Origin of the sequence: Mycolicibacterium tokaiense (genome assembly GCF_010725885.1) — a bacterium.
GTDB classification, from domain to species: domain Bacteria; phylum Actinomycetota; class Actinomycetes; order Mycobacteriales; family Mycobacteriaceae; genus Mycobacterium; species Mycobacterium tokaiense.
On the sequence record NZ_AP022600.1, the window covers coordinates 3,513,007 to 3,537,668 of the forward strand.

The 24,662-nt window shown below is 69.0% G+C and carries 21 protein-coding genes; 12 read left to right on the plus strand and 9 right to left on the minus strand.

The genetic code is table 11. From position 1 onward, the window contains the following. Positions 1-9 precede the first annotated feature (9 nt). Both G6N58_RS17125 and G6N58_RS17130 read right to left on the minus strand, forming a co-directional pair. Complete coding sequence (locus G6N58_RS17125; RefSeq protein ID WP_435406135.1) at positions 10-1,602, minus strand: phospho-sugar mutase; 1,593 nt, start codon at positions 1,600-1,602, stop codon at positions 10-12. Continuing rightward, positions 1,485-1,931, minus strand: coding sequence for a MarR family winged helix-turn-helix transcriptional regulator (locus G6N58_RS17130; protein ID WP_068915813.1), 447 nt, complete (start codon positions 1,929-1,931; stop codon positions 1,485-1,487). The genes G6N58_RS17125 and G6N58_RS17130 overlap by 118 nt, the downstream gene beginning before the upstream one ends. 112 nt (positions 1,932-2,043) lie before the next feature. Here G6N58_RS17130 and G6N58_RS17135 point away from each other — a divergent pair, with 112 nt between their 5' ends. Further along, the gene (locus tag G6N58_RS17135) at positions 2,044-3,156 is read left to right on the plus strand and encodes an AbrB family protein (protein WP_179968221.1); all 1,113 of its coding nucleotides are present in this window, start codon (positions 2,044-2,046) and stop codon (positions 3,154-3,156) included. On the opposite strand, the gene G6N58_RS17140 is transcribed toward G6N58_RS17135, so the two are convergent. Further along, positions 3,102-3,896, minus strand: coding sequence for a purine-nucleoside phosphorylase (locus G6N58_RS17140; RefSeq protein WP_115277919.1), 795 nt, complete (start codon positions 3,894-3,896; stop codon positions 3,102-3,104). The two genes, G6N58_RS17135 and G6N58_RS17140, sit on opposite strands and share 55 nt — an antisense overlap. Positions 3,897-3,964: 68 nt before the next feature. Between G6N58_RS17140 and G6N58_RS17145 the strand changes: the two genes are divergently transcribed. Then, positions 3,965-5,149: a M20 family metallopeptidase gene (locus G6N58_RS17145; RefSeq protein WP_115277918.1), complete on the plus strand. Its 1,185-nt coding sequence runs from the start codon at positions 3,965-3,967 to the stop codon at positions 5,147-5,149. Then, complete coding sequence (locus G6N58_RS17150; protein WP_115277917.1) at positions 5,146-6,315, plus strand: amidohydrolase; 1,170 nt, start codon at positions 5,146-5,148, stop codon at positions 6,313-6,315. The genes G6N58_RS17145 and G6N58_RS17150 overlap by 4 nt, the downstream gene beginning before the upstream one ends. 74 nt (positions 6,316-6,389) lie before the next feature. On the opposite strand, the gene G6N58_RS17155 is transcribed toward G6N58_RS17150, so the two are convergent. Further along, positions 6,390-6,869: a gamma-glutamylcyclotransferase family protein gene (locus tag G6N58_RS17155; protein WP_115277916.1), complete on the minus strand. Its 480-nt coding sequence runs from the start codon at positions 6,867-6,869 to the stop codon at positions 6,390-6,392. Positions 6,870-6,954: 85 nt separating this feature from the next. Between G6N58_RS17155 and G6N58_RS17160 the strand changes: the two genes are divergently transcribed. The 8 genes from G6N58_RS17160 (at position 6,955) to G6N58_RS17195 (ending at position 16,140) form a co-directional block, all read left to right on the plus strand. After that, positions 6,955-8,367, plus strand: a complete 1,413-nt coding sequence (locus G6N58_RS17160; RefSeq protein ID WP_115277915.1) for an NAD(P)H-quinone dehydrogenase — start codon at positions 6,955-6,957, stop codon at positions 8,365-8,367. 94 nt (positions 8,368-8,461) lie between these two features. Further along, positions 8,462-10,165 (plus strand): glycerol-3-phosphate dehydrogenase/oxidase, encoded by a 1,704-nt coding sequence (locus tag G6N58_RS17165; protein ID WP_115281452.1) that lies wholly within the window; start codon positions 8,462-8,464, stop codon positions 10,163-10,165. Positions 10,166-10,205: 40 nt separating this feature from the next. After that, on the plus strand, positions 10,206-11,033 hold the full coding sequence (locus G6N58_RS17170; RefSeq protein WP_232067901.1) for a pseudouridine synthase: 828 nt from the start codon (positions 10,206-10,208) through the stop codon (positions 11,031-11,033). A gap of 137 nt (positions 11,034-11,170) precedes the next feature. Next, complete coding sequence (locus G6N58_RS17175) at positions 11,171-11,593, plus strand: MTB12 C-terminal domain-containing protein (RefSeq protein ID WP_068919655.1); 423 nt, start codon at positions 11,171-11,173, stop codon at positions 11,591-11,593. 53 nt (positions 11,594-11,646) lie between these two features. Further along, on the plus strand, positions 11,647-11,994 hold the full coding sequence (locus G6N58_RS17180) for an RNA-binding protein (RefSeq protein ID WP_163908218.1): 348 nt from the start codon (positions 11,647-11,649) through the stop codon (positions 11,992-11,994). A gap of 103 nt (positions 11,995-12,097) precedes the next feature. Continuing rightward, positions 12,098-12,481: a cupin domain-containing protein gene (locus tag G6N58_RS17185; protein ID WP_115277912.1), complete on the plus strand. Its 384-nt coding sequence runs from the start codon at positions 12,098-12,100 to the stop codon at positions 12,479-12,481. A 4-nt stretch (positions 12,482-12,485) separates the two neighbouring features. Further along, positions 12,486-14,795, plus strand: coding sequence for a trimethylamine N-oxide demethylase (locus G6N58_RS17190; protein ID WP_232067902.1), 2,310 nt, complete (start codon positions 12,486-12,488; stop codon positions 14,793-14,795). 10 nt (positions 14,796-14,805) lie between these two features. Further along, a complete protein-coding gene (locus tag G6N58_RS17195; protein WP_115277911.1) occupies positions 14,806-16,140 on the plus strand; it encodes a trimethylamine monooxygenase in 1,335 nt (444 codons plus the stop codon). A 9-nt stretch (positions 16,141-16,149) separates the two neighbouring features. Here the strand turns inward: G6N58_RS17195 and nei2 are convergent, their stop codons facing one another. From nei2 to G6N58_RS17210, 3 genes are all read right to left on the minus strand, one after another. Continuing rightward, entirely contained in the window at positions 16,150-16,902 is a 753-nt protein-coding gene (nei2, locus tag G6N58_RS17200; protein ID WP_115277910.1) for an endonuclease VIII Nei2, read from the minus strand. 61 nt (positions 16,903-16,963) lie between these two features. After that, positions 16,964-17,323 carry a hypothetical protein gene (locus tag G6N58_RS17205; RefSeq protein WP_068915823.1) on the minus strand — a complete coding sequence of 120 codons (360 nt, stop codon included), beginning with the start codon at positions 17,321-17,323 and terminating at the stop codon, positions 16,964-16,966. A 320-nt stretch (positions 17,324-17,643) separates the two neighbouring features. After that, positions 17,644-18,261 carry a TetR/AcrR family transcriptional regulator gene (locus tag G6N58_RS17210; protein WP_068915824.1) on the minus strand — a complete coding sequence of 206 codons (618 nt, stop codon included), beginning with the start codon at positions 18,259-18,261 and terminating at the stop codon, positions 17,644-17,646. Positions 18,262-18,355: 94 nt separating this feature from the next. On the opposite strand from G6N58_RS17210, the gene G6N58_RS17215 reads away from it, so the two are divergent. Then, complete coding sequence (locus tag G6N58_RS17215; RefSeq protein WP_115277908.1) at positions 18,356-19,432, plus strand: YhgE/Pip domain-containing protein; 1,077 nt, start codon at positions 18,356-18,358, stop codon at positions 19,430-19,432. On the opposite strand, the gene G6N58_RS17220 is transcribed toward G6N58_RS17215, so the two are convergent. Continuing rightward, on the minus strand, positions 19,433-23,974 hold the full coding sequence (locus G6N58_RS17220) for an ATP-dependent helicase (protein ID WP_115277907.1): 4,542 nt from the start codon (positions 23,972-23,974) through the stop codon (positions 19,433-19,435). Positions 23,975-24,009: 35 nt separating this feature from the next. Next, a complete protein-coding gene (locus tag G6N58_RS17225) occupies positions 24,010-24,651 on the minus strand; it encodes a TetR/AcrR family transcriptional regulator (RefSeq protein WP_115281450.1) in 642 nt (213 codons plus the stop codon). Positions 24,652-24,662 lie beyond the last annotated feature (11 nt).

Here is a 24,662-nt window from a genome sequence, read left to right on the forward strand (position 1 = left end):
CCGGACCTGTCAGTTGGCTGTGAGCAGCGCGGAGACCTCCGCGCCGGCCTCGGCGAGCAGGGTGGCGGCCAGGGTGCGGGCCCCGGCCACATCGGCCTGCGGGGGCAGGGCCACTTCCAGATACCCCTTGATCTTGGGCTCCGTCCCAGACGGTCGGATGGCCACTCGCACGGACTCGCCGGTGAAGACCAGCGCATCGGTGCGCTGGTCGCCGCGCCGGTCCAGCAGGTCTTCGACGTTGACGTCGATACCGGCCAGCTGTGCCGGCGGGTGGGCCCGCAACCGGGTCATCACCGCCGGGGCATCATCGACCCGTTCGGTGGCGGCGGCGGTGGCGTGCACCCCGTGCCTGCGAGCCAGGCCGTCCAGGGCCTCGGGGACCGAGCTGTGCGCGGCCTTCAACGCCGACACCAGGTCGCAGGCCAGTACTGCTGCGCTCACGCCGTCCTTGTCGCGCACCGCCGCCGGATCCACACAGTGCCCGATGGCCTCCTCGTAGGCGTACACCAGAGCGTCGTCGGCGGCTCGCGCCAGCCATTTGAACCCGGTCAGGGTCTCCACGTGCCGGGCGCCGTGCGCGGCCGCGATGTGCGCCAGCAGCCGCGAGGACACCACGGTGCTGGCCACCACCGCATCGTCACGGTGTTGCGTGGACAGCACGTAATCGCCCAGCAGCCAGCCGGTTTCGTCACCGGAGAGCATCCGCCAGCCGTCGTGGGTGGGGATTCCCGCCGCGCACCGGTCGGCGTCGGGGTCCAGGGCGATGGCGATGTCGGCGTCGACCTCGCCCGCCAGCGCCAACAGGGCGTCGGTGGCGCCCGGCTCCTCGGGGTTGGGGAAGGTGACGGTCGGGAAGTCGGGGTCAGGCCAGAACTGGGTCTCGACGGTGTGGACGTCGGTGATACCGGCGCGGCGCAGCACCTCCAGGGCCACCGTGCCGCCCACGCCGTGCAGCGGCGTCAGCGCCACCCGCACCGGGCCCGCGGAGCGCCGCACGCCGGCCGCCCGCTCCAGATAGGTCTGCACGATCCCGGTGTCGCTGGGCTGCACCGCAACTCGCTTGATGGCCGGCGGAGCCTGCTGCATCGCCGCCTCGATCTCGCGGTCGGTGGGGGAGATGATCTGCATGCCACCGTCGAGGTAGACCTTGTAGCCGTTGTCGCCTGCCGGGTTGTGCGACGCGGTGATCTGCACCCCCGCGGCGGCGTGCAGGTGCCGGACCGCGAACGCCAGCACCGGGGTGGGCAGCGCGTCGGGCAGCAACAGCACCGAAAACCCGGCGGCGGCGAAGACCTCGGCAGTGGCCAGCGCGAAATCGTCGGAGTTGTGCCGGGCATCGCGGCCCACCACCACGGTGGATCCGGCCAGGCACCGATCGGTCAGGACCCGGGCCAGTGCCCACGTGGCGCGCTCGACGTTTTCGATGTTCATCCCGTCGGGCCCGTCGCGCATGGGGCCGCGCAGTCCCGCGGTGCCGAAGGTGATCACGTCGCTGATTGTGCCGCCTCGCTGTCGGCGAGCTTGCGCAGCACCGGCGCCACGATCATCAGCAGGTCGTACTCCAGTTCGCTGAGGCTCTCGCGCATGGCGGCCTCGAGCCACTGGTCCCGCTCGGCGCGGTCCTCGGCAAGGAGCCGCTCGCCTTCGGCCGTGATCTCGATGAGCTGGCGGCGACGGTCCTCGGGATCCGGACTGCGGGAGACCAGCGCGCGCAGCACCAGTTCGTTGAAGCTGTCGGTCAGTGACTGCACCCGCACCTGCAAGCGGGCGGCGATCTCGGCAGGTGTGGTGACGCCGGCGCGGCTGGCGTCGCCGAGGATCTGCATCTGGGTGAGCGTCAGCCCGGTGTCGAGACGGTGGCGGCGCATCTGCCTGGCCAGCGCCATGACCGATTCACGCAGTTCGGTTGCTGCGGGTCCACGTCCGTGCATCACCAAGTTATACCTTGGTAATTGCGGATCGAGAAGCCGAACACACTGGGTTGATTGATAGGGAAAGCAAAGGGCATACTTGTCAATAATGGTCAAGGGAGGGCTGAGGCTGATGGTGAGAACGGTGGCGCGCTGGGTTCTGCTGGCCGTGGTCACCGTCGCTGCCTCCGTCGGCCTGACGCTGCTGGGCGTGCCGTCTGCAGCCCTGTTCGCCGCCCTGGTGGTGGGCATCGTGCTGGCGCTGCTGTCGCTGGCGCCCACCGCGGTGCCGCGGCGGGCCGGACTGGCGGCCCAGGCGGTGCTCGGCGTCTACATCGGCACCATGGTGCACGACGATTCCCTGGCGGCGTTGGGTCCGCACTGGCCGATCGTGGTGACCGTCGTGGTGGCGACCCTGGCCATCTCCGTGCTGGCGGGGGCGCTGATGGGACTGCGCCGCGACGTCACACCGCTGACCGGTGCGTTGGCCCTGGTGGCCGGCGGAGCCTCCGGGCTGGTGGCCATCGCCCGGGAACTCGGTGGTGACGACCGGGTGGTGGCCGTGGTGCAGTACCTGCGGGTGGGTCTGGTGACCGCCACCATGCCGCTGATCGTGCTGTTCATCTTCCACCCCGACCGGTCCCACCCCACCCAGGTCACCGAGATTGCCTCGGCACCTTGGTATGTCAGCGTGGGCCTGATCCTGGCGATCTCCGTGGTGGGGGTGGTGCTCGGCAAGCTGGTGCGGCTGCCCGGGGCCGGGCTGCTGGGTCCGATGGCCATCACCGTGGTGCTGGAGGTCACCGGTCAGGACCTCGGCCTGACGGTCCCGTCGGCTCTGGTGCAGGTGGGCTACGTACTGATCGGGTGGCAGGCCGGCGTTGCCTTCACCCGCGAGTCCCTGAAGTCGGTGGGCCGCGCCATGCCCCTGGCGGTGGCGCTCATCGCGGCGCTGACCATCGCCACGGCGGGCCTGGGTCTGCTGCTGTCGCACGTCAGCGGTGTCACGCCGCTGGAGGGCTATCTCGCGACCAGTCCGGGCGGGGTCTACGCCGTACTGGCCACCGCCGTCGAGACGGGTTCTGACGTCACCTTCATCGTCGCCGCCCAGGTGCTGCGCATCCTGGTGATGCTGTTCGCCGCGCCGTGGATGGCCCGGGGCCTGGTGAAGCTCACCGAACGGTTCGGCGGTCAGAGCCGCGAGATCACCGAGGACAAGAGGGAGCCCATCGCCGTCGCCGACTGACGGCCGGCCTCGAGAACTTCGGCGTGGCTGAGCGGCTCGCCGGTCATGCCGGCAGCCAAGTTGGTCACCAGCGAGATGCCCAGCACCCGTGCGCCCGCTGCCCGGGCGGCGATGGTCTCGTGCACCGTCGACATGCCCACCAGATCGGCGCCCAGGGTGCGCAGCATCCGGATCTCGGCAGGCGTCTCGTAGTGCGGGCCCGGCAGTCCCGCATACACGCCCTCGGTCAGCGTCGGATCGATCTCGCGGGCCAGCGCCCGCAACGCCGGTGCATAGGCGTCCACCAGGTCCACGAACTCCGCGCCCACCAGCGGGGAGCGCGCCGTCAGATTGAGGTGGTCGCTGATCAGCACCGGCTGCCCCACCGCGAAGTCCGCTCGCAGACCACCCGCGGCGTTGGTCAGCACCACGGTGTCCGCGCCGGCAGCGCACGCCGCCCGCACCGGGTGCACCACGTCGGCCAGGTCATGACCTTCATAGGCGTGGATGCGGCCCACCAGGACCAGCACGCGGTGCTGCCCGAGCGGGACCGACAGCACCCGGCCGCCGTGCCCGGCCGCCGTCGGGGTGGTGAACCCCGGCAACTCGGCCATCGGGATCACCACGGTGGGTTCGCCCAGCACCTCGACAGCCGGGGCCCAGCCGGAGCCCAGCACCACGGCCACATCGTGGCGCTCGACGCCGGTGCGCTCGCGGATGGCGGTGGCGGCACGGGACGCTGCGTCGGCGGGGGAGCTCACGAACGGTGAGCGTAATCGCCCGCGGTGGCCGGGACAGGTCACACCTGCGCCAGTGGGATACTGCTGGGATGTCCGACACCGCCGCGTCCTCGACCGTCGAGGACGTCGTCCGTCGTCGCCGCGACGACCTGGTGGCGCTGTCGCATGCCATCCACGCCGAGCCGGAACTGGCCTTCGAGGAATACCGCAGCTGCGCCAAGGTGGCTGCGCTGGTGGCCGAGCGGGGCTTCGAGATCACCGAGAACGCGGGCGGCCTCGCCACCGCGTTCCGGGCGTCCTACGGCAGCGGACCCCTGACCGTGGGCGTGTGTGCCGAGTACGACGCGCTGCCGGAAATCGGTCACGCCTGCGGGCACAACATCATCGCGGCCTCGGCCGTGGGCACCGCGCTCGCGCTGGCTGACGTCGCCGACGATCTCGGGCTGACCGTCGTCCTGGTCGGAACGCCGGCCGAAGAGGCCGGTGGTGGCAAGGTGCTGATGCTCGACGCGGGTGTCTTCGACGACCTGGCAGCCACCGTGATGCTGCACCCGGGGCCCGTCGACATCGCGGCGGCCCGCTCGCTGGCCCTCTCGGAGGTCTGGGTGACCTACCGGGGGCGCGAATCCCACGCGGCGGTGGCGCCCTATCTGGGCGTCAACGCCGCCGACGCGGTGACCGTCACCCAGGTGGCCATCGGCCTACTGCGCCAACAACTCTCACCCGGGCAGATGATGCACGGCATCATCACCGAAGCCGGCCTGGTCCCCAACGTCATCCCGGCCAAGGCGCAGCTGCGCTACACCATGCGGGCCACCGAGACCTCCGCGCTGCGCGATCTCGAGCAGCGGATGGCCGGATGCTTCCAGGCCGGCGCGGTGGCCACCGGATGTGAGTACGACGTCGCCGAGGCGTCGCCGATGTACCAGGAGCTGACGCCCGACGGTTTCCTGGCCGAGACCTTCCGGGCCGAGATGCAGCGGCTGGGGCGTACCCCGCTGCCCGCTGAGATGGAGGCCTCGTTGCCGTTGGGAAGCACGGACATGGGCAATGTCACCAAGGTGATGCCGGGGATCCACCCCGTGGTCGGGGTGGATGCCGGCGGGGCCAGCGTGCACCAGCCGGGCTTCGCCGCGGCCGCGGCGAGCGCCAGCGGTGACACCGCCGTGGTGGAGGGCGCGATCATGCTGGCCCGGACCGTGGTCGCCCTGGCGGAGTCGGCGACCGAGCGGGACCGGGTGCTGGAATTGCAGGAGCGGCGGGTGGCGTCATGAGCATCAGCGACGTCACCGAATCCTGGCTGGCTGCCCACTACGACCAGCTGGTGGCCTGGCGCAGGCACATCCACCGCCATCCCGAATTGGGTCGCCAGGAGTTCGCCACCACCCAGTTCGTCGCCGAACGGTTGGCCGACGCCGGCCTCAACCCCAAGGTGTTGCCCGCCGGAACCGGCCTGACCTGCGACATCGGTCCCGAGCATCGGCCCCGGATCGCGTTGCGCGCCGACATGGATGCCCTACCGATGGCCGAGCGCACCAATCTGCCGTTCGCCTCCGCACTGCCGGGCGTGGCGCATGCCTGCGGACACGACGCCCACACCGCGATCTTGCTGGGCGCAGCACTGGCGCTGAACTCGGTCCCGGACCTGCCGGTGTCGGTGCGTCTGGTGTTCCAGGCCGCCGAGGAACTGATGCCCGGCGGTGCCATCGACGCCATCAACGCCGGAGTGCTGGCTGGGGTGTCCCGCATCTTCGCCCTGCACTGCGACCCGCGGCTGGCCGTCGGGCGGGTGGCCACCATCCCGGGACCCATCACCTCGGCTGCGGATTCGCTGGAGATCACCTTGCACTCGGCGGGCGGGCACACCTCGCGACCGCATCTGACCAGCGATCTGGTCTACGGGCTGGGCGCGCTGATCACCGGCGTGCCCGGCATCCTGTCGCGGCGGGTGGACCCGCGGCACAGCACGGTGATGGTCTGGGGTGCGGTCAACGCCGGCGTGGCCGCCAACGCCATTCCTCAACTCGGCACCCTGGCCGGGACCGTGCGCACCGCCAGTCGCGAGACCTGGCTGGAATTGGAAGCGCTTGTCGGCGAGGCGGTTTCATCGCTGCTGGCACCCCTGGGCATCGCGCACTCGCTGCAGTACAACCGCGGGGTGCCGCCGGTGGTGAACGAGGAGATCTCCACCCGCATCATGACCCACGCGATCGAGGCCATCGGTCCGGAGGTGCTGGCCGACACCCATCAGTCCGGTGGCGGCGAGGACTTCTCCTGGTACCTGGAGGAGGTGCCCGGCGCCATGGCACGCCTGGGTGTCTGGAGCGGGCAGGGGCCGCAGCTGGACCTGCATCAGCCCACCTTCGACCTCGACGAGCGGGCCCTCGGGGTCGGCGTGCGGGTGATGGCCAACCTGGTGGAGCAGAGCGCCGCCTTCTAGATCGCGTTCACACTGCGTCTACCGCGAGGAAGTGCGAGTGAACCTCGCGGTCACCGCAGTGTCAACGCAGGAGCTCAATTGATGGTGCCGGGGCCGATGTTGCGCGCCGGGCGGGTACGCAGGTCGTGGACGTAGTCGGCGGGAGCCCCGGCGATCTCGGCCGCATCGGCCATCACCCCGAGGTAGCGCGCCGACGGCATCCCGCCCTCCCAGGCGTCCAGCACATAGAGCCACGCCAGCACGGGATCGGTTGTGGTGTCCGAAGTTTCGCGGTGGACGCGGCAGCGGATCTTCTTGTGCACCCCGAAGTCGGAACCCTCCCAACGGTCCAGGGTGTCCTCGTCCTCTTTGGTCATGTCATAGAGCACCACGAACACCTTGGCGCTCGGATCCTCGACGATGGTGGCCAGCGCGCCCTCCCAGCCGATGTCCTCGCCGCCGAAGGTCAGCCGCCAGCCGTGCAGCCACCCGGTTCCCGCCATCGGCGAATGCGGCGCACGCTCCCGCATCTGCTCGGGATGCATGTTCGACCCGTAGGCGGCGTAGATCGGCACCCGATGAGCTTAGTCAGAAAGCGGCAGCTGGCCCATATCAGCGCCTCACCGATCCCCACGGGCCGCGATGGCCTAGGTTTGTACGGTGCCAACGCGCATCGTGATCATCGGCGGCGGCCCCGCCGGATATGAAGCGGCCCTGGTGGCTGCGGCTCGGGGTCCAGAAATTCAGGTCACCGTTGTCGACTCCGACGGCCTGGGCGGTGCGTGCGTGCTGTTCGACTGCGTGCCGTCCAAGACGTTCATCGCTTCCACCGGCGTGCGCACCGAACTGCGCCGTGCCGAGGGCCTGGGCTACGACATCGGTATCGACGCCGCCAAGATCGAACTCACCCAGATCAACAACCGGGTCAAGACGCTGGCCCGCAGCCAGTCCGCCGACATCGGCAGCCAGCTGCTCAACCAGCGCGTCACCATCATCGGCGGGCGCGGTGAGCTGGTGGACGACGTGTCAGGGATGGCACACCACCGGGTCAAGGTCAGCACACCCGACGGCAAGACCGGGGTGCTCAAGGCCGACATCGTGCTGATCGCCACCGGCGCCAGCCCGCGCGTGCTGCCCAACGCGGTGCCCGACGGCGAGCGCATCCTGACCTGGCGCCAGCTCTACGACCTCGACGAGCTGCCCGAACACCTGATCATCGTGGGCTCCGGGGTCACCGGTGCGGAGTTCTGCAACGCCTACACCGAACTCGGCGTCGACGTGACCGTGGTGGCCAGCCGCGACCAGATCCTGCCGCACGAGGACCGCGACGCCGCCGCTGCGCTGGAAGAGGTGTTCAACGAGCGGGGTGTGACGCTGGTCAAGAACGCGCGTGCCGACTCGGTGACCCGCTCCGAGCGCGGCGTCGCCGTGACGATGGCCGACGGCCGCGTCGTCGAGGGCAGCCATGCACTGATGACCGTGGGCTCGGTGCCCAACACCGCGGGCCTGGGCCTCGAGCGGGTGGGCGTGGAGCTCAAGCCCGGCGGCTACATCCCGGTGGACCGGGTGTCGCGGACCCCTGCCTCGGGCATCTACGCCGCCGGCGACTGCACGGGGTTGCTGCCGCTGGCGTCGGTGGCCGCCATGCAGGGGCGCATCGCGATGTACCACGCCCTCGGTGAGGGAGTGGCCCCGATCCGGCTGCGGACTGTGGCATCAGCCACATTCACCCGGCCCGAGATCGCCGCCGTCGGCATCCCGCAGACCGCGATCGACGACGGCAGCGTCCCGGCGCGCACCATCATGCTGCCGCTGAACACCAATGCCCGCGCCAAGATGAGCCTGCTGCGGCACGGTTTTGTGAAGATTTTCTGCCGCCCGGCCACCGGCGTGGTGATCGGCGGCGTGGTGGTGGCGCCCATTGCCTCGGAGCTGATCTTGCCCATCGCTCTGGCCGTGCAGAACCGCATCTCGGTGACCGACCTGGCGCAGACGCTGTCGGTGTATCCGTCCCTGTCGGGCTCCATCGTGGAAGCGGCGCGGCGACTGATGGCGCACGACGACCTGGATTAGCCGACGTAGCCTGGAGAACGCTGCAGCGTGTAACCACTGCGACGAGTAACGAGGAGTGCGCGTGACGGACGTCGAACTGGGCACCGGGTCGTTGATGGGTCCTGCAGAACGCCGGCGGGCGTGGGAGCGCCTGGGCGCCGAGCAGTTCGATGTGGTGGTGATCGGCGGAGGCGTCGTCGGCGCCGGGGCTGCGCTGGACGCGGCCACCCGCGGGCTCAAGGTCGCCCTGGTGGAGGCGCGCGATTTCGCCTCCGGCACCTCCAGCCGCTCGTCGAAGATGTTCCACGGCGGGCTGCGGTATCTGGAGCAGCTGGAATTCGGTCTGGTCCGCGAAGCCCTGCACGAGCGCGAGCTGTCCCTGACCACGCTGGCGCCGCATCTGGTTAAGCCGCTCCCGTTTCTGTTCCCGCTGACCAATCGGGTGTGGGAACGCCCGTACATCGCGGCCGGCATCTTCCTCTACGACCAGCTGGGTGGGGCCAAGTCCGTCCCGGCCCAGAAGCACCTGACAAAGTCCGGGGCGCTGCGGCTGGCCCCCGGCCTGAAGCGCAGCGCGCTCATCGGCGGCATCCGCTACTACGACACCGTGGTCGACGACGCCCGCCACACCATGACGGTGGCCCGCACCGCCGCGCATTACGGCGCCGTGGTGCGCACCTCCACGCAGGTGGTGTCGCTGCTGCGTGAGGGCGACCGGGTGATCGGGGTGCGGGTCCGCGACTCCGAGAATGGCGCCGTCGCCGAGGTGCGCGGACATGTGGTGGTCAATGCCACCGGCGTCTGGACCGATGAGATCCAGGCGCTGTCCAAGCAGCGGGGCCGGTTCCGGGTACGGGCCTCCAAGGGTGTGCACATCGTGGTGCCGCGGGACCGGGTCGTCAGCGAAGTGGCGATCATCCTGCGCACGGAGAAGTCGGTGCTGTTCGTCATCCCGTGGGGCACTCACTGGATCATCGGCACCACCGACACCGACTGGAACCTGGATCTGGCGCACCCGGCCGCCACCAAAGCCGACATCGACTACATCCTGGGCCACGTCAACACCGTGCTGGCCACCCCGCTGACCCACGACGACATCGACGGCGTCTACGCCGGGCTGCGCCCGTTGCTGGCCGGCGAGAGTGAAGAGACATCCAAGCTGTCGCGTGAGCATGCGGTGGCCTCTCCCGCACCGGGCCTGGTGGCGATTGCCGGAGGCAAGTACACCACCTACCGAGTGATGGCGGCGGATGCGATCGACCAGGCGTCCCAGTTCATCCCGGCCCGGGTGGCACCGTCCATCACCGAGAAGGTGCCGCTGGTGGGTGCGGACGGTTACTTCGCGTTGATCAACCAGACCGAGCACGTGGGTGCGCGCTACGGGCTGCACCCCTACCGGGTGCGTCATCTGCTGGACCGGTACGGCTCGCTCATCGACGAGGTGTTGGCCCTCGGCGCCGACGACCCCGACTTGCTGACGCCGATCACCGAGGCTCCGGTGTACCTGAAGGTGGAGGCGGCCTACGCCGCCGCGGCCGAAGGAGCGCTGCACCTGGAAGACATCCTGGCGCGCCGCATGCGGATCTCGATCGAGTACCCGCACCGCGGGGTGGACTGTGCCCGCGAAGTGGCCGAGGTGGTGGCGCCGATCCTGGGCTGGAGTGCCGAAGACATCGACCGCGAGGTCGCCACCTACATCGCCCGGGTCGAGGCCGAGGTGCTCTCCCAGACCCAGCCCGACGACGCCTCAGCCGATGCCCTGCGCGCCGCTGCCCCGGAGGCGCGGGCCGAGATCCTCGAACCGGTGCCCTTGACTTGAGGCCGTTGACTTGAGGGCACCGCTGCCGGACCGAGACGGCTTGGGGCCGACGAGGATTCGGCTGCGCGGGGGAGCGGTGCTGGTCGAACTGGCATCGCGGTTCGGGGAGGCGGCGGCGGACAAGGTGTTCGCCGGTGAGGTGGTGGACGCTGACGGCACGGTGGTGACTGCCGCCACCGTCCTGCGCCCGGGGGCGTTCGTGTACCTGTACCGGGACCTGCCCGACGAGGTGGCGGTGCCGTTCGAGATCCCGATTCTGCACCGCGACGACGACCTGGTGGTGGTGGACAAGCCGCACTTCCTGGCCACCATGCCGCGGGGACGGCATGTGGCCCAGACCGCACTGGTGCAGCTGCGGCGGTCGCTGCAGCTGCCCGAACTCTCGCCGGCGCACCGGTTGGACCGCCTGACGGCCGGGGTGCTGATGTTCACCTGTCGCCGTGACATTCGCGGCGCGTATCAGACGCTGTTTGCCCGGGGTGTGGTGCGCAAGACCTATCATGCTGTGGCGCAGGGGGTTCCGCAGGTCGAACTACCCGCAGTGGTGCGTACCCGCATCGTGAAGCACCGCGGTGTGCTGCAGGCGGTGCAGGAGCCGGGCGAACCGAACGCCGAGACGGTGGTGGAAAGTCTTGGCGGGCAGCGCTATCGGTTGACTCCCCGCACCGGCCGCACCCACCAGCTGCGGGTGCACATGGCCTCGATCGGGTTGCCCATTGCCGGTGATCCGTTGTACCCGGACATCGTCGACGTCGCCGCCGACGATTTCAGCACGCCACTGCAGCTGCTGGCGCACACGCTGGAGTTCGACGATCCGCTGACCGGCGCGCCACGGCAATTCGTCTCCGAACGCGACCTGAGTCGTTGACACTGCGGTGGCCGCGACCGCCACTCGAGGATCTTCGCGGTGGGCGCAGTGTGAACGATGGCGTGACGTAGCTCTTGTGCGGCCTCGGTGGAAATGGTCTTGTTGGGGGCCCTGATTACCGAGAGAAGGTTGTGGACATGCGTGCGGCACTGAGTGCGATGGTGGTTCTGACGGTTGGCGCGATGATCGGCGCCGGTGCTGCCGCCGCCGAACCCGCGCCGTCGGCCGAACAGTTGCAGGCCCAGCTGCAGAAGGTGCTCAACCGCTCGCTGCCCGATGCCGAGCGCGCTGCCGAGTTGCAGGGCGGCCTGGCTGCGGTACCCACCGCCAACAACATCGCCGGGGTCATGGACCAGTACAGCTCGATGATGTCGTGGCGGGTGCAGAACGCGTCGCAGCGCGGTGATCAGGTGGACGCCCAGTTGGCGGTGACCATCCCGATCTTCGGCACCAAGACCCATGACATCTACTGGGTCAACTCCGACGGCGCCTGGAAGCTGAGCAACCCCTCGGCGTGTGTGATCGCCCGTGACGCCGCAGGTGTGGACTGCACGGTCTGATCAATTTCTGGCAAAGGAGTGCGCGCCGGCGCTTTGTGTCCGACGATGTGGTGATGCTTCGGAAGCTGGGATCATGGTGCGCGGCGGTGCTGGTGGCCGGCTCGACCTTCGGTGTCGGTGTGGTGACCGCTCCGTCGGCAGAGGCGATCTGCGGTTCCGTCGGCGGCCGCTTCGTGGATGTCAGTGGGTGTTCGGATCCGCTGGCGGAGTTGCAGTATCTGCCGCCACCGCCACCGCCTCCGCCACCCCCACCTCCGCCGCCCCCGCCGGGTGCGCCCCCTCCGCCACCTCCACCTCCACCGCCGCCCCCACCTCCGCCTCCGGTGTATGTGGACCCCACGCCCAACGTGGATGTGTGTGCCAACGTGGGCCGGCGCATCAGCGTCAGTGGGTGCATCTGAGGCGTTCGTCGTAGCAGTTGGTTACCTGCCTTAATCTCGCGGTAACCGCTGCGGGGTTTCCTCCTATTACTCTCTGTTTCACCACAGAGGATGAGGAGGCGGCATGACCGATACCACCGCAGCTGCAGGACCGACCTTTCAGGTGACGCCGGATTTCTGGCGTCAGCTGCCGCAGATGTCGCTCGAAAAGTACCCCGGCACGCAGGGATTCATCGACGACGTCTATGTCAACCCCGAAAGCGTGCCGATGTGCGCGGGGTACTTCGAGCTGCGCCACACCGAGGCGCCGCTGGACTACTACTACGACTACGACGAGATGAAGGTCGTCCTCGAGGGCGAGTTCCGGCTCGAGAACGTCGACACCGGGCAGGTGCAGATCGCCAAGGCCAAGGACGCGATCTTCTTCCCCAAGGGCTCGCGAATCCTGTTCTCGACGCCGGATCGCGGGTTGGCGTTCTACGTCGGATACCGCTCCTTCGCGCCCTGACGACGTGACGCTCGCCGCGCCCGCACTCGAGACCTACCGGGTGCAACCCGGTTCGATCACCGCGATTCGGGTTCATCCCGGTGACCACCTCGACGTCATCGACCAGTTCGGCCGGCAGCCGGCCGAACTGACAGTGCTCTCTTCCAACCCCGGGGCCGTTCCCGGCGCCCCGGCCGATGCTCCCGCCACTGTGCTGCAGCGACTGGTGCCCGGCGACGAAGAAGACGGTTACGCGGCTCGTCGCATCCTGGGCATGGTGGCCTCCTACGGGGTGGTCGCAGATGAGGCGCGGGCCACGCGCCTGTTCGACGGGCACACCCGCGCGGGTGCCCTGGTGGGGTTCGATGTCGACGACGACGCGGTGCTGCTGCTGGCTGCTCCCGCGGTGCCGATGCAGATCGACAGTCTGGAGCCCAATCCACCGTCGGAGCTGTGGGTCCACCTGCGCCGCGCCGACCCCACCCGGATGGGCCCGGTGGAATTGCCTGCGCCACTGGCCGAGCCACTGCTGGACATGCGCATCGACGCCTCCACCGCGCTGGACTATCAGGTCAAGGCCGGGCAGTTCATCCAGATCATCGACGTCGAGGGCCGGCAGTGCTCGGACTTCCTGGCCTTCGACGCCCGGGCGCTGCAGGACGGCCGGGAGTTCGGCCTCGATGCCACCACCACCCGCACCATCGTCGGAAGCGCCTACCCGCAGCCGGGTCTGCGGGGGAAGTTCTTCGACGCCAGGGGGGCGGCGCTGGTGGAAGTGGTGCGCGACACCGTGGGGCGCCACGACACCTTCGGGTTGGCCTGCAACGCCAAGTATTACGAGGACATGGGCTACCCGGGTCACATCAACTGCACCGACAACTTCAACGCCGCCCTATCGACGTACGGGGTGCGCAGGCGCACCGGTTGGCCCGCCCTGAACCTGTTCTACAACACCGCTTTCGACGCGGCGCACCAGCTGGTGATGGACGAGCCCTGGTCACGGGCAGGTGACTACGTGTTGCTGCGGGCCACCGCCGACCTGGTGTGCGCCTCATCGGCCTGCCCGGACGACATCGATCCGGCCAACGGCTGGATTCCCACCGATATCCATGTGCGCGTTTACGATTCGACCAGGAGGTTCTCCGTGGCGCTGGGCCATCGCGTCACCCCGGATGCCGAGACGGTGCTGACCAAGAAGACCGCCTTCGCGTCGCGCACCGAACCGCTGACCCGGCACTTCACCGAGTACGCCGGCTACTGGCTACCCAGCACCTTCGAGGCTCACGGGGCGCAGCAGGAGTACTGGGCCTGCCGGGAGCGGGCCGCTGTGATGGATCTGTCGGCCCTGCGCAAGTACGAGGTGCTGGGCCCCGACGCCGAGGCATTGCTGCAGTGGGCGCTCACCCGCGATGTCCGACGGTTGTCCCAGGGGCAGGTGGTGTATTCGGCGATGTGTACCGACACCGGTGGCATGATGGACGACTGCACGCTCTTCCGGTTGGGCGACAACAATTTCCGCTTTGTCGGTGGCGACCCCTACGACGGGGAATGGCTACGTGAGCAGGCCGCCCGGCGTGGCCTGAGTCAGGTGTGGATCAAGGACTCCAGCGACCATCTGCACAACATCGCCGTGCAGGGACCGGCCAGCCGCGACCTGCTCGCCGACGTCATCTGGACCCCGCCCACCCAGCCGACCTTGCGTGAACTCGGCTGGTTCCGGTTCCTGATCGGCCGCCTCGGCGGACCGGCGGGGCCACCGGTGCTGGTGTCGCGGACGGGGTACACCGGTGAACTCGGCTACGAGGTCTGGGCCCACCCGCGTGATGCGGCCGCCGCCTGGGATGCGGTGTGGGCGGCGGGTGCGCCGCACGGGCTGTTGCCGCTGGGTCTGGACGCACTCGAGATGTTGCGGGTGGAAGCGGGTCTGGTGGCCAAGGGCACCGAATTCGACGACCAGACCGACCCCTGGGAAGCCGGGGTGGGGTTCACGGTGCCGCTGAAGTCCAAGGCGCACGACTTCCTGGGCCGCGAGGCGTTGATCGAGCGCAAAGCCCACCCGCAACGCGTGCTGGTGGGCCTGCGCATGGAGGGCAATGACACTGTCGGGCACGGCGACTGCGTGCACCTCGGCCGAAGCCAGGTCGGCGTGGTCACCTCCGGTGTGCGTTCGCCGGTGCTCAGTGCATCCATCGCCCTGTGCCGCATGGCAATCCAACACGCCGACATCGGCACGACTGTCGAGATCGGCAAGCTCGACGGTCACCGCAAGCGTCTCCCGGCCACCGTCGTCCGGTTCCCCTTCTACGACCCCGACAAAACGCGACCACGCTCCTAGGAGACTGTTCATGACCCGTACGGCGATCATCGGTGCCGGCCCCTGCGGCTTGGCGCAACTGCACGCGTTCGAGCTGGCTCGTGCTGAGGGCACAGACGTCGGTGAGGTGGTCTGCTTCGAGAAGCAGAGCGACTGGGGTGGGCTGTGGAACTACTCCTGGCGCACCGGCCTCGACGAGCACGGCGATCCGGCACACGGCAGCATGTACCGCTACCTGTGGTCCAACGGACCCAAGGAGTGCCTGGAATTCGCCGACTACACCTTCGACGAACACTTTGGCGCGCCCATCCCGTCGTTCCCGCCGCGCGAGGTGCTGTTCGACTACATCACCGGACGGGCCAAGAAAAGCAATGTGCGCCAGTACATCCGGTTCGACACCGCGGTCCGGCAGGTGAGCTTCGGGGCCGGGATGTTCACCGTCACCACCGAGGACCTGGTGGACAACGAGTTCAACTCCGAGCAGTTCGATTTCGTGATCGTGGCCTCCGGGCACTTCTCCACTCCGCACCTACCGGAGTACCCGGGCTTCCAGACCTTTCCCGGCCGCATCCTGCATTCCCACGATTTCCGGGATGCCTGCGAGTTCGCCGGAAAGGACCTGCTGGTGTTGGGAAGCAGCTATTCAGCCGAGGACATCGCGCTGCAGTCCCGCAAGTACGGGGCGAAGTCGGTGACCATCGCCTACCGGCACAACCCGATGGGATTCGGCTGGCCGGACGGCATCGACGAGGTGCCGGCGCTGCAGCACGTCGACGGCCGCACCGCGCACTTCGCCGACGGCACCACGCGGGACGTGGATGCCATCGTGCTGTGTACCGGTTACCAGCATCATTTCCCGTTCCTGGACCCGAGTCTGCGTCTGCACACCGCCAACAACCTGTACCCGGCCGGGCTGTACAAAGGGGTGGTGTGGACGGCCAATCCGCAGTTGCTGTATCTGGGTATGCAGGATCAGTTCTACACCTTCAACATGTTCGACCCGCAGGCGTTCTTCGCCCGTGACGTGGTGCTGGGCGCGACCGCCGTACCGGATGCCGCGGCGATGACCGCAGATACCGCGGGCTGGCTGGACCGGCTGCCCACCCTGAGCAACCCCGCCGAGATGATCGACTTCCAGACCGACTACGTGCGGGAGCTGCTGAGTCTGACCGACTATGCGTCCTTCGACCTCGACCTGGTGCGGGCGCACTTCTACACCTGGGAACACGACAAGGAGGAGAGCATCACCGGCTATCGCGACAAGTCGTTCAGCTCGCCGTGCACCGGCACCGTTGCCCCGGTGCACCACACCCCGTGGTGGCAGGAGATGGACGACAGTCTGGTGAGGTTTCTCCGGCAGCCCTGACCGGTGCCGCTAGCGCTGGCACCGGGGACACCAATAGGACACCCGGTCGCCCTCGGCGTCGCGGACCACCGAAGTTCCGCAGCGTCGGCAGGGTTCGCCGCCGCGGCCGTAGACCCACAGGTCCTCATCGCGGCGGGTGTTGCCGGTGGTGGTCCGGTTGACGCGCGACCGATTCGCCCAGAGCATCTTCTGCGCTCGTGATGCCAGCCGCAGTGGATCGGCCACCTCGCTGACGGCGGTGCTGGGGCGGAGTCCGAACAGGAAGCAGAGCTCGTTGGCGTACACGTTGCCGACACCGGCCAGATTGCGCTGATCCAGAAGCGCCTCGGCCAGCGGGCGCTGCGGATCGGTCATCAGGTTGGCGGCGGCGGTCTCGGCAGACCAGTCCTCACCCAGCAGGTCCGGCCCCAGATGTGCGACGGTGTCCATGTCGGTGCTGCGCTCGAGAACTTCGAGGATGCCGAGATCGATGCCATAGGCCACGGTGTCGGCGGTACCCAACACGATGCGCACCTTGTACCCGGGTCCGCGAAACCGGCCCACCTGCCAGCTGCCGTCCATCTTGAGGTGGGAATGGATGCTGGCGTCACCCACTCTGATGAAGAGGTGCTTGCCGCGTGCGAGCACCTCGTCTACCACCTGTCCGCTGAGATCAACCGCGGCAAACCGCGGCACCCGGACGTCACAACGGGTCAGTGCCTTGCCGAGCAGGGCGCTGCGCAACTTCTCCGCGGTGCGGTAAACGGTGTCGCCTTCCGGCATGAGAACGACCGTACCCCCGGAGCCGACGGCCCCGGGGGTACGTGTGGATCGAGCTAGCGGGTCACCATTGACCGATCGGCGGATCGAAGACGAACTGCCCGTTGTCCTCGAGGTTGAACGGGGCGGCCGTGGTACCGGGAACCGCCTTCACCGAGTCGTGCACCTCACCCTGGGCACTGATCTCCTGCATGTCGGCGGTGCGGCTCTCGCCGAGACCACGTGCTTCGCCGATGGCAGTGGAACGCAGGGAGTTGTCGTCGATGATGAGCGCCTGCCGGCTGGTCACCTGGGGGGTGGGCGCCATTTCTTCCACGTCCGCGCTGGCGGTGGCGCTGCTGAGGCCCAGGAACGCCGCGGAGACGGCCAGCGATCCCAAACCGAGCACACCCAGCGTTGTGAAGCTGCGTGAGTTGTTAGCCATCGAGCGTTTCCCTTTCTCCGTACAGTGATCGTCACTGCACGCGAAACGCTACCGGCGAAAACCTCGGTGTGCCCTACATTCCCAACATGCTCACAGGCAGTCTCCATGAATCAGACAGCGCGCCAAAGCTATTGACGCGCAGGTTGATTGCGGATTCACAGGTGGTTCCCAGTTGATGTCGAGTTAATCCGCAACTTCGGGCAGGTTGCCGGTCCCTCACCTCAAACGGCTGGTGCCGGTAAAGCGCTGTGGCGCAAGCGATCAAGAGTTCAGGCGGCTGCTGGGACATTCTTGCCGCGGAATGACCTCACAGTGACCGCTCAGGTTCGAGCCTGTCGTTCGCGGATCGGGGTGAAGGCGTCCACCAGTACCGACGCCATCTGCGCGAACACGGCATCGCCTGCGGGGTTCGACACCCGCAGCAGCGCCGCCCCCTCGTACAGGGCGATGATGGCGCCGGCCAGGTCGTCGACGCCCGCATCCGAGCGGCGGTCGTTCGCGGCGGCGACGTCGGAGATCAGCGTGGCGAGCCTGCCGGTGAAGTGGGCCCGGTGGGCGGCGAACTCGGCGCGCAGCGCGCTGTCGCGGGCCGCGTGCACAGTGAACTCTGCGAGCACCAGGATCCACTCGTCACCGCCGGCGCCGCCGTTGGCCGCGTAGTCGAGCAGGAGTCGGACGGTGTCGACCTCCGGTGCTGCGCTGTCCAGCAGGCGGCGCAACTCCTGGAGTATCTCCTCGGTCTTGCGGTCGTAGACCGCCAGGAAAAGCGCTTCCTTGGTGGGGAAGTTGGAGTAGAACGCCCCCCGGGTCAGGTTCGCGGCGGCGGTGATGTCGTGGATCGAGGCGCCGTGGAATCCCCGCTCGAGGAACGTCGCGAGCCCGGCGTCCAGTACGGCGGCGACGGTGACCGGCCTGCGTTTGGTCGGCGACTTCGGCATGGCGATTCCCTTCGTCCGGAACAGTCTGGCACATCTTGATACAGTGTGTATCCGATACGATGTGTATCCGTTTGAATGAGACGAAGGAACGGTAGTGAGCAAGCACGAACGAAGTGAGTCGCTGCGCGAAGGGCTGCGCGACGCCGTGTCGCCGCGCACGCTGTTTCTGGGGGTGGGCGTCCTGCTGCTGCAGTTCGGCTTCATCCTGTCCTACCTGGGCGCCTTTCACGCCCCGACTCCACAGCGCATCCCCGTTCAGGTGGTGGCACCCACACAGGTGTCCCAGTCCGCCGTCGACCGGCTCAACGCCATCAGCGGACAACCTCTGGAGGCCAGCGTGGCGCCTGACGAGAACAGTGCGCGGGCCGCACTCAGCACTGCGGACACCTCCGCGGTGTTCGTGGTCGACCCGGCCGGCACCGGCGACCGGTTGCTGATCGCCTCCGCGGGCGGAACCTCGGTGTCCGGGGCCGTCGAACAGATCTTCCAGCGGGTGGCCCAGTCCGAGGGCAGGACGGTGACGGTGGACGACGTGGTTCCGCTGGAGCCCGGTGACGGACGCGGACTGAGCGGCTTCTACCTCGTCATCGGCTGGGCTGTCGGCGGCTACCTGTTCGCCTCCATGCTCGGGGTGGCCAAGGGAGCGCGACCGGCCACGTTCCCGCGTGCGGTGTGGCGGCTGGGGGCAACGTTGCCCTACAGCCTTGCCTCGGGCGTGGGCGGCGCACTGGTGGCCGGGCCTTTGTTGGGTGCGCTCACCGGTCATGTGTGGGCGCTGGCCGGGGTCGGAACGCTGGTGGTGCTCGCGGCGGCGTCGGTGACCATGGCGTTCCAGATGTTGTTCGGGACGTTGGGGATCGCCTTGACGGTGTTGGTTTTTGTCATCCTCGGCAACCCGTCCGCCGGCGGCGCCTATCAGCCTGCGCTGCTACCGCCGTTCTGGCGGGCGCTGCACAATGTGCTGCCCAACGGCGCCGGAACGGACGCGGTGCGTGCCATCGCCTACTTCGGCGGCCACGGCACGGCAGGCCCGATCGCGGTGCTCGCGGTGTGGTCGGCAGCCGGCATCGTGGCATCGCTGGCCGCCGCGGCGCTGGCGAGCCGTCGACGGTCCCGCACCGCCGCCGAGCACCGTCGGCAGCTGCACGAGAGGCAGTTGGCTTCCGCGTGATCAGCGCAGCCGCAGGCCCCGCGGCGTCCGGCTGAACCCCGCCGCGGTCAGCGCGGCGGACACCGCGGCGTGGTCAGCGCCGGGGTCCAGCACGGCCGCACCGTTGATCCGTTCGACCAGCAGGCCGTCCACGCGGCGCTGGGTCACCAGGTCCGACAGCGCCGCGGCGGCGACATTGAGCGCCTCGGGGTCGGCGGTGAAGCTCAGCAGTGAGCGGCCACCACGTTCCAGGAACCAGGCCAGCTCGCCGTCGACCAGCACCACCAGCGCGCCGGCCTTGCGGCCCGGACGGTGGGCCGTGTCGGCCTCGGCATCGCGTACCGGCCACGGCAGCGCGGCACCGAACGGATTGGCCGGGTCGGTGGCCGCCAGGGCCACGGCAGTGCGCTCGCCACGCTGGTCGTCGACCGAGTCGGCGTGGGTGCGCAGCCTGTCCACGGTGGAGGCCGTCGAAAACTGTGCTCCACCCAGTGATTCGACGAAGTAGCCGCGCTGGCAGCGGCCGCTGTCTTCGAACAGCGACAGCACCTTGTACAGGGTGGCGAACCCGCCCGGTAGATTCTCCGAGGCCACCGAACCCTTGGTCAGAACCCCGTAGCGACCCAGCAGCAGCTCGGCGGAGAAATGGGCGCGCAGCGTCGAATCCTGCTCGGCCGCAGGCAGAGCCGACCAGCGGCCGGCCACCGTGGCGTCCACGGTGCGCGCCTGCGGGTTGGCCACGCTGTAGCGCGACAGCCGCGGCGCCCGCCGGGTGCGGTGGGTCGGAGTAGCCGGCTTGCGCGCCCCGGGTCGGCGGCCGCCCGAGAGTAGGGCCCGCACCGGCGCAAAGGTGTCACCGGTGATCCAGCCTGCCCAGATGAGTTGCCACAGTGCCTCTTTGAGGGAACTCTCGGACACACCACCGGCCACCAGTTGCCGGAAGAAGAAGGCGCCGTGCGCGTCACCGGGCCGGCCGAGGATGTCCAGCAGACCGGTGTGCACGTCGGTGAGGTCCATCTCCGAGGGTGCGGTCAGGGTCAGCGGCGCGGTGTCGGCGGTGTGGAACGCCACCCAGCCGTCACCGCCGGCCAGCGCCCCGGCGCCGGACCACAGCACCTCGCCGGAGGCCAGCAGCTCGTCGAGCATCGCCGGGGTGTAGCCGCGCACCCGTTGCCCGAAGATCAGCGGCTCCACCGCCGACGCGGGCATCGGAACCCCCGAGAGTTGTTCGATCACCCCGGCCAGCCCGTCGATGCCCGATGCGGTCCCCAGCTGTTGCCACCCGGGCAGGAACCGGGCGTAGGCCGCGGTGCTGACCGGCTCGACCTGGGCCCGCAGCGCTGCCAGTGACCGGCGGCGCAAGATGCGCAGCACCTCGGCGTCACACCACTGCTCACCCTCGGCATCGGTGAACTCGCCGCGCACCAGTTTGCCGTCGACCGCCAGGCGGCCCAGCACATCGGCGGCCACCCGCAGCCCCAGCCCGAATCGCGCCGCGGCGTCGACGGTGGTGAACGGTCCATGGGTGCGCGCATAACGGCCCAGCAGCTCGCCCAGGGGATCCTTGACCGATTCGGTGAAGGTGGCGGGCACTCCGACCGGCACGGCGACACCCACCCCGTCGCGCAACCGGCCGATGTCTTCGATGGCCACCCACCAGGTGCGGTCGGCGAAGGCCACCCGCAGCACCCGCTTGGCGTCGAGCAGGCCGTGCAGCCAGCCGCCCACATCGTCGGCGGTGCTGCGTTCGGTGGCCTCGTCCTCGGTGAGGGGACCGAGCAGGCGTAGCAGGTCGGCCAGGCCCTCGGCGTCGCGCACCGCCCGCTCGGGGGTGAGGTGCTGCAGCTGGCGGCCGGTGGAGGTGATGACGTCGGCATCGAGCAGTTCGCGCAACTCGACCCGGCCCAGGAGTTCGGCCAGCAGGGTGGAATCCAGCGACAGGGCCGCGGCCCGGCGTTCGGCCAGCGGGCTGTCGCCTTCGTACATGAAGGCCCCGACGTAGCCGAACAGCAGCGATGCCGCGAACGGTGAGGGCATGGACGTCTCGACCTCGACCACCTTGATGCGCCGCTGGGCGATCCGGCCCATCAGGTCGGTCAGCATCGGGACGTCGTAGACATCCTGGAGGCACTCCCGCACCGCCTCCAGCACGATGGGAAAGTCGGGGTACTTGCGTGCCACATCGAGCAGCTGCGCGGCGCGCTGACGCTGGTGCCACAGTGGGGAGCGCTTGCCGGGATGGCGGCGTGGCAGCAGCAGCGCCCGCGCCGCGCACTCCCGGAACCGGGAGGCGAACAGCGCCGAACCGCCCACCTCGGTGGTGACCAGCGGCTCGATCTCGTCGGGGTCGAACACGAACAGGTCTGCCCCAGGTGCGGTCTCGTCGGTGTCGGGCAGTCGCAGGATGATGCCGTCGTCGGACGCGGTGGGCTTCTCGTCGATGCCGAACCGCTCGTAGAGCCGCTTGCCGATGGCCAGCGCCAGGGGCCCGTGCACCCGCAGGCCGTAGGGGGAGTGCAGGACCACCCGCCAGTCACCCAGCTCGTCGCGGAAGCGTTCCACCACCAGCGTGGTGTCGGTGGGAACGGTACCCGTGGCCTCTTTCTGCTCGTCGAGCAGCCGCCACAGGTTGTCCACCGCGAAGTCGTTGAATCCAATTGTGGTGCAACGTTTTTCGAAGGTGGTGCGGTCCATCCGGGACAGCTCGCCGGTGAAGGCTCCCACTGCGGCGCCGAGCTCGGCGGGCCGGCCCACCGCGTCGCCGCGCCAGAACGGCAGCCGGGCGGGCTCTCCGGGCGCGGGGATGACCAGCACCCGGTCGTGGGTGATCTCGGTGATCCGCCAGCTGGTGGCGCCCAGGGAGATGACGTCGCCGGGCCGGGACTCGTAAACCATCTCTTCGTCGAGTTCGCCCACCCGCGAGGGCTTTTCGGAGTCCGCGCTGGAGGCCAGGTAGACGGTGAACAGGCCGCGGTCGGGGATGGCGCCGCCGGAGGTGACGGCGAGGCGTTGCGCGCCGGGCCGGGCGGTGACGGTACCGGTGTCGCGGTCATAGACCACCCGCGGCCGGAGCTCGGCGAAATCGGTGGACGGGTACTTGCCCGACAGCAGATCCAGGGTCGCTTCGAACGCACTGCGCGGCAGTGTCGCGAAGGGGGCGCTGCGCCGGACCGTGTCGAACCAGCCGTCGGCGTTCAACGGCTCCAGCGCACAGGCTGCGACGGTGTGCTGGGCCAGCACGTCGAGCGGATTGCCCGGTACGTGCATGGTCTCGATCTGACCGGCCAGCATGCGCTGCACCGACACCGCGCAGCCGATCAGGTCCGTGCGGTGCTTCGGGAACAGCACGCCGCGGGAGATCTCGCCCACCTGGTGGCCCGCCCGGCCGATGCGCTGCAGGCCGCTGGCCACCGAGGGGGGCGTTTCCACCTGGATCACCAGGTCGACCGAGCCCATGTCGATGCCCAGCTCGAGGCTGGAGGTGGCGACCACGGCCTTGAGTCGGCCGCTCTTGAGCGCGTCCTCGACGTCGGCGCGGGTCTCCTTGCTGACCGATCCGTGGTGGGCGCGGGCCAGCACGGGCTCGGCCCCGAAACTCTGACCGCTGCCCATGATGTGGGCGGGCGGGCCGCCGGGCACGCCGGGGTTGCGCTCACCGCAGAGTTCGACCCCGGTGCGCTCGGCGTGGATCTCGTTGAGCCGCGCGGTCAGTCGCTCGGCGAGGCGGCGACTGTTGGCGAACACGATCGACGAACGGTGGGTCTCGATGAGGTCGACGATGCGCTCTTCCACATCGGGCCAGATGCTGTTGTTCTCCAGGTTGGCCATGTCCGGCACCGGCACTTGGACGGTGAGCTCGAAGGTCTTGGCCGCAGGCGGGGCGACGATGGTGACCGGGGCGGGCCCCGAGAGGAACCGGGCCACCTCCTCAGCGGGGCGGACGGTGGCCGACAGCCCGATGCGCTGCGCAGGTTTCTCGAGCAGGGCGTCGAGGCGCTCCAGCGACAGGGCCAGGTGGGCGCCGCGCTTGGTGTTGGCGACGGCGTGCACCTCGTCGACGATCACGGTGCGGACTCCGGCCAGCGTCTCCCTGGCTGCGGAAGTGAGCATGAGGAACAACGATTCCGGCGTGGTGATGAGGATGTCCGGTGGTTTGGTGATGAGTTCGCGGCGCTTGGCGGGTGTGGTGTCGCCCGAGCGCACGCCGACGCTGATCTGCGGCGGCGCCGAACCCTCCCGTTCGGCGACGCGGCCGATGCCGGTCAGGGGGGTGCGCAGGTTGCGCTCGACGTCGACGGCGAGCGCTTTGAGGGGCGACACGTAGAGCACGCTGGTGCCGGGCGTGCGGTCGAGGTCGAGCGGGCCGGTCAGCTGGTCGATGGCCCACAGGAACGCCGCCAGGGTCTTGCCGGAACCGGTGGGAGCGATGACCAGCGTGTTGTCGCCGTCGGCGATCGCTTTCCACGCCTGCGCCTGGGCCGGGGTGGGCTCGACGAACGTGCCCGCAAACCACTGCCGGGTCAGTGGGCTGAACCGGAGCAGCGGGTCGGTGGTGACGGGCACGTGTCCATGGTGCCCCGGGGCACCGACAACACAGCTCAGCGGACCGCGATGGCCTCGCTGAGCTGCGACGGAATGCCGGGCACTCGGTTCACCGCATCCAGCAGCGCGTGCGCGCAGGCGCGGGCGATCTGCTCGGCGTCCAGCGTCGGATCGACGATGCGCTGCCGGCACATTTCCAGGGTGAAGGCCAGCCACCCGTACACCGTGACCCGCAGGTCCCGTTTCACCGGCTCGTCCAGGTCCGGCGCGACGGCGCTGACTGCATCGAGGATGCGTTGCATCTGCCGCATGGTGTCGGCGTCGTCGATGCCCATCAGCAGCGGGTCGGTGCGGCCCGGACCGATGTAGGCCGCCCAGGATCCGTGCGGATACCGCTCGTGGTACTCCAGGTAGGCCAGGACGCCGATGCGCAGCCGGTCGAACAGGGTCTGCCCGGGCACCGCCGGGGTGCTGGTGGCCTCGAAGAGTCGCTCGGCCTCCGCCCGGATCACCTCGGCGAAGAACGCCCTCTTGTCCGGGAAGTAGTGGTACATCAGCGCACGCGACACGCCGGCCAGTTCGGCGATCTCGTCGATGCGCACGTCGTCGTAGGGCCGTTCGCCGAACACCCTGGCGCCCAGGGACAGCAGTTCCGAGCGCCGGTCGTCGGGAGAGAGCCTCCTGCGCGACGGCTTGATCTCCGGCTGAT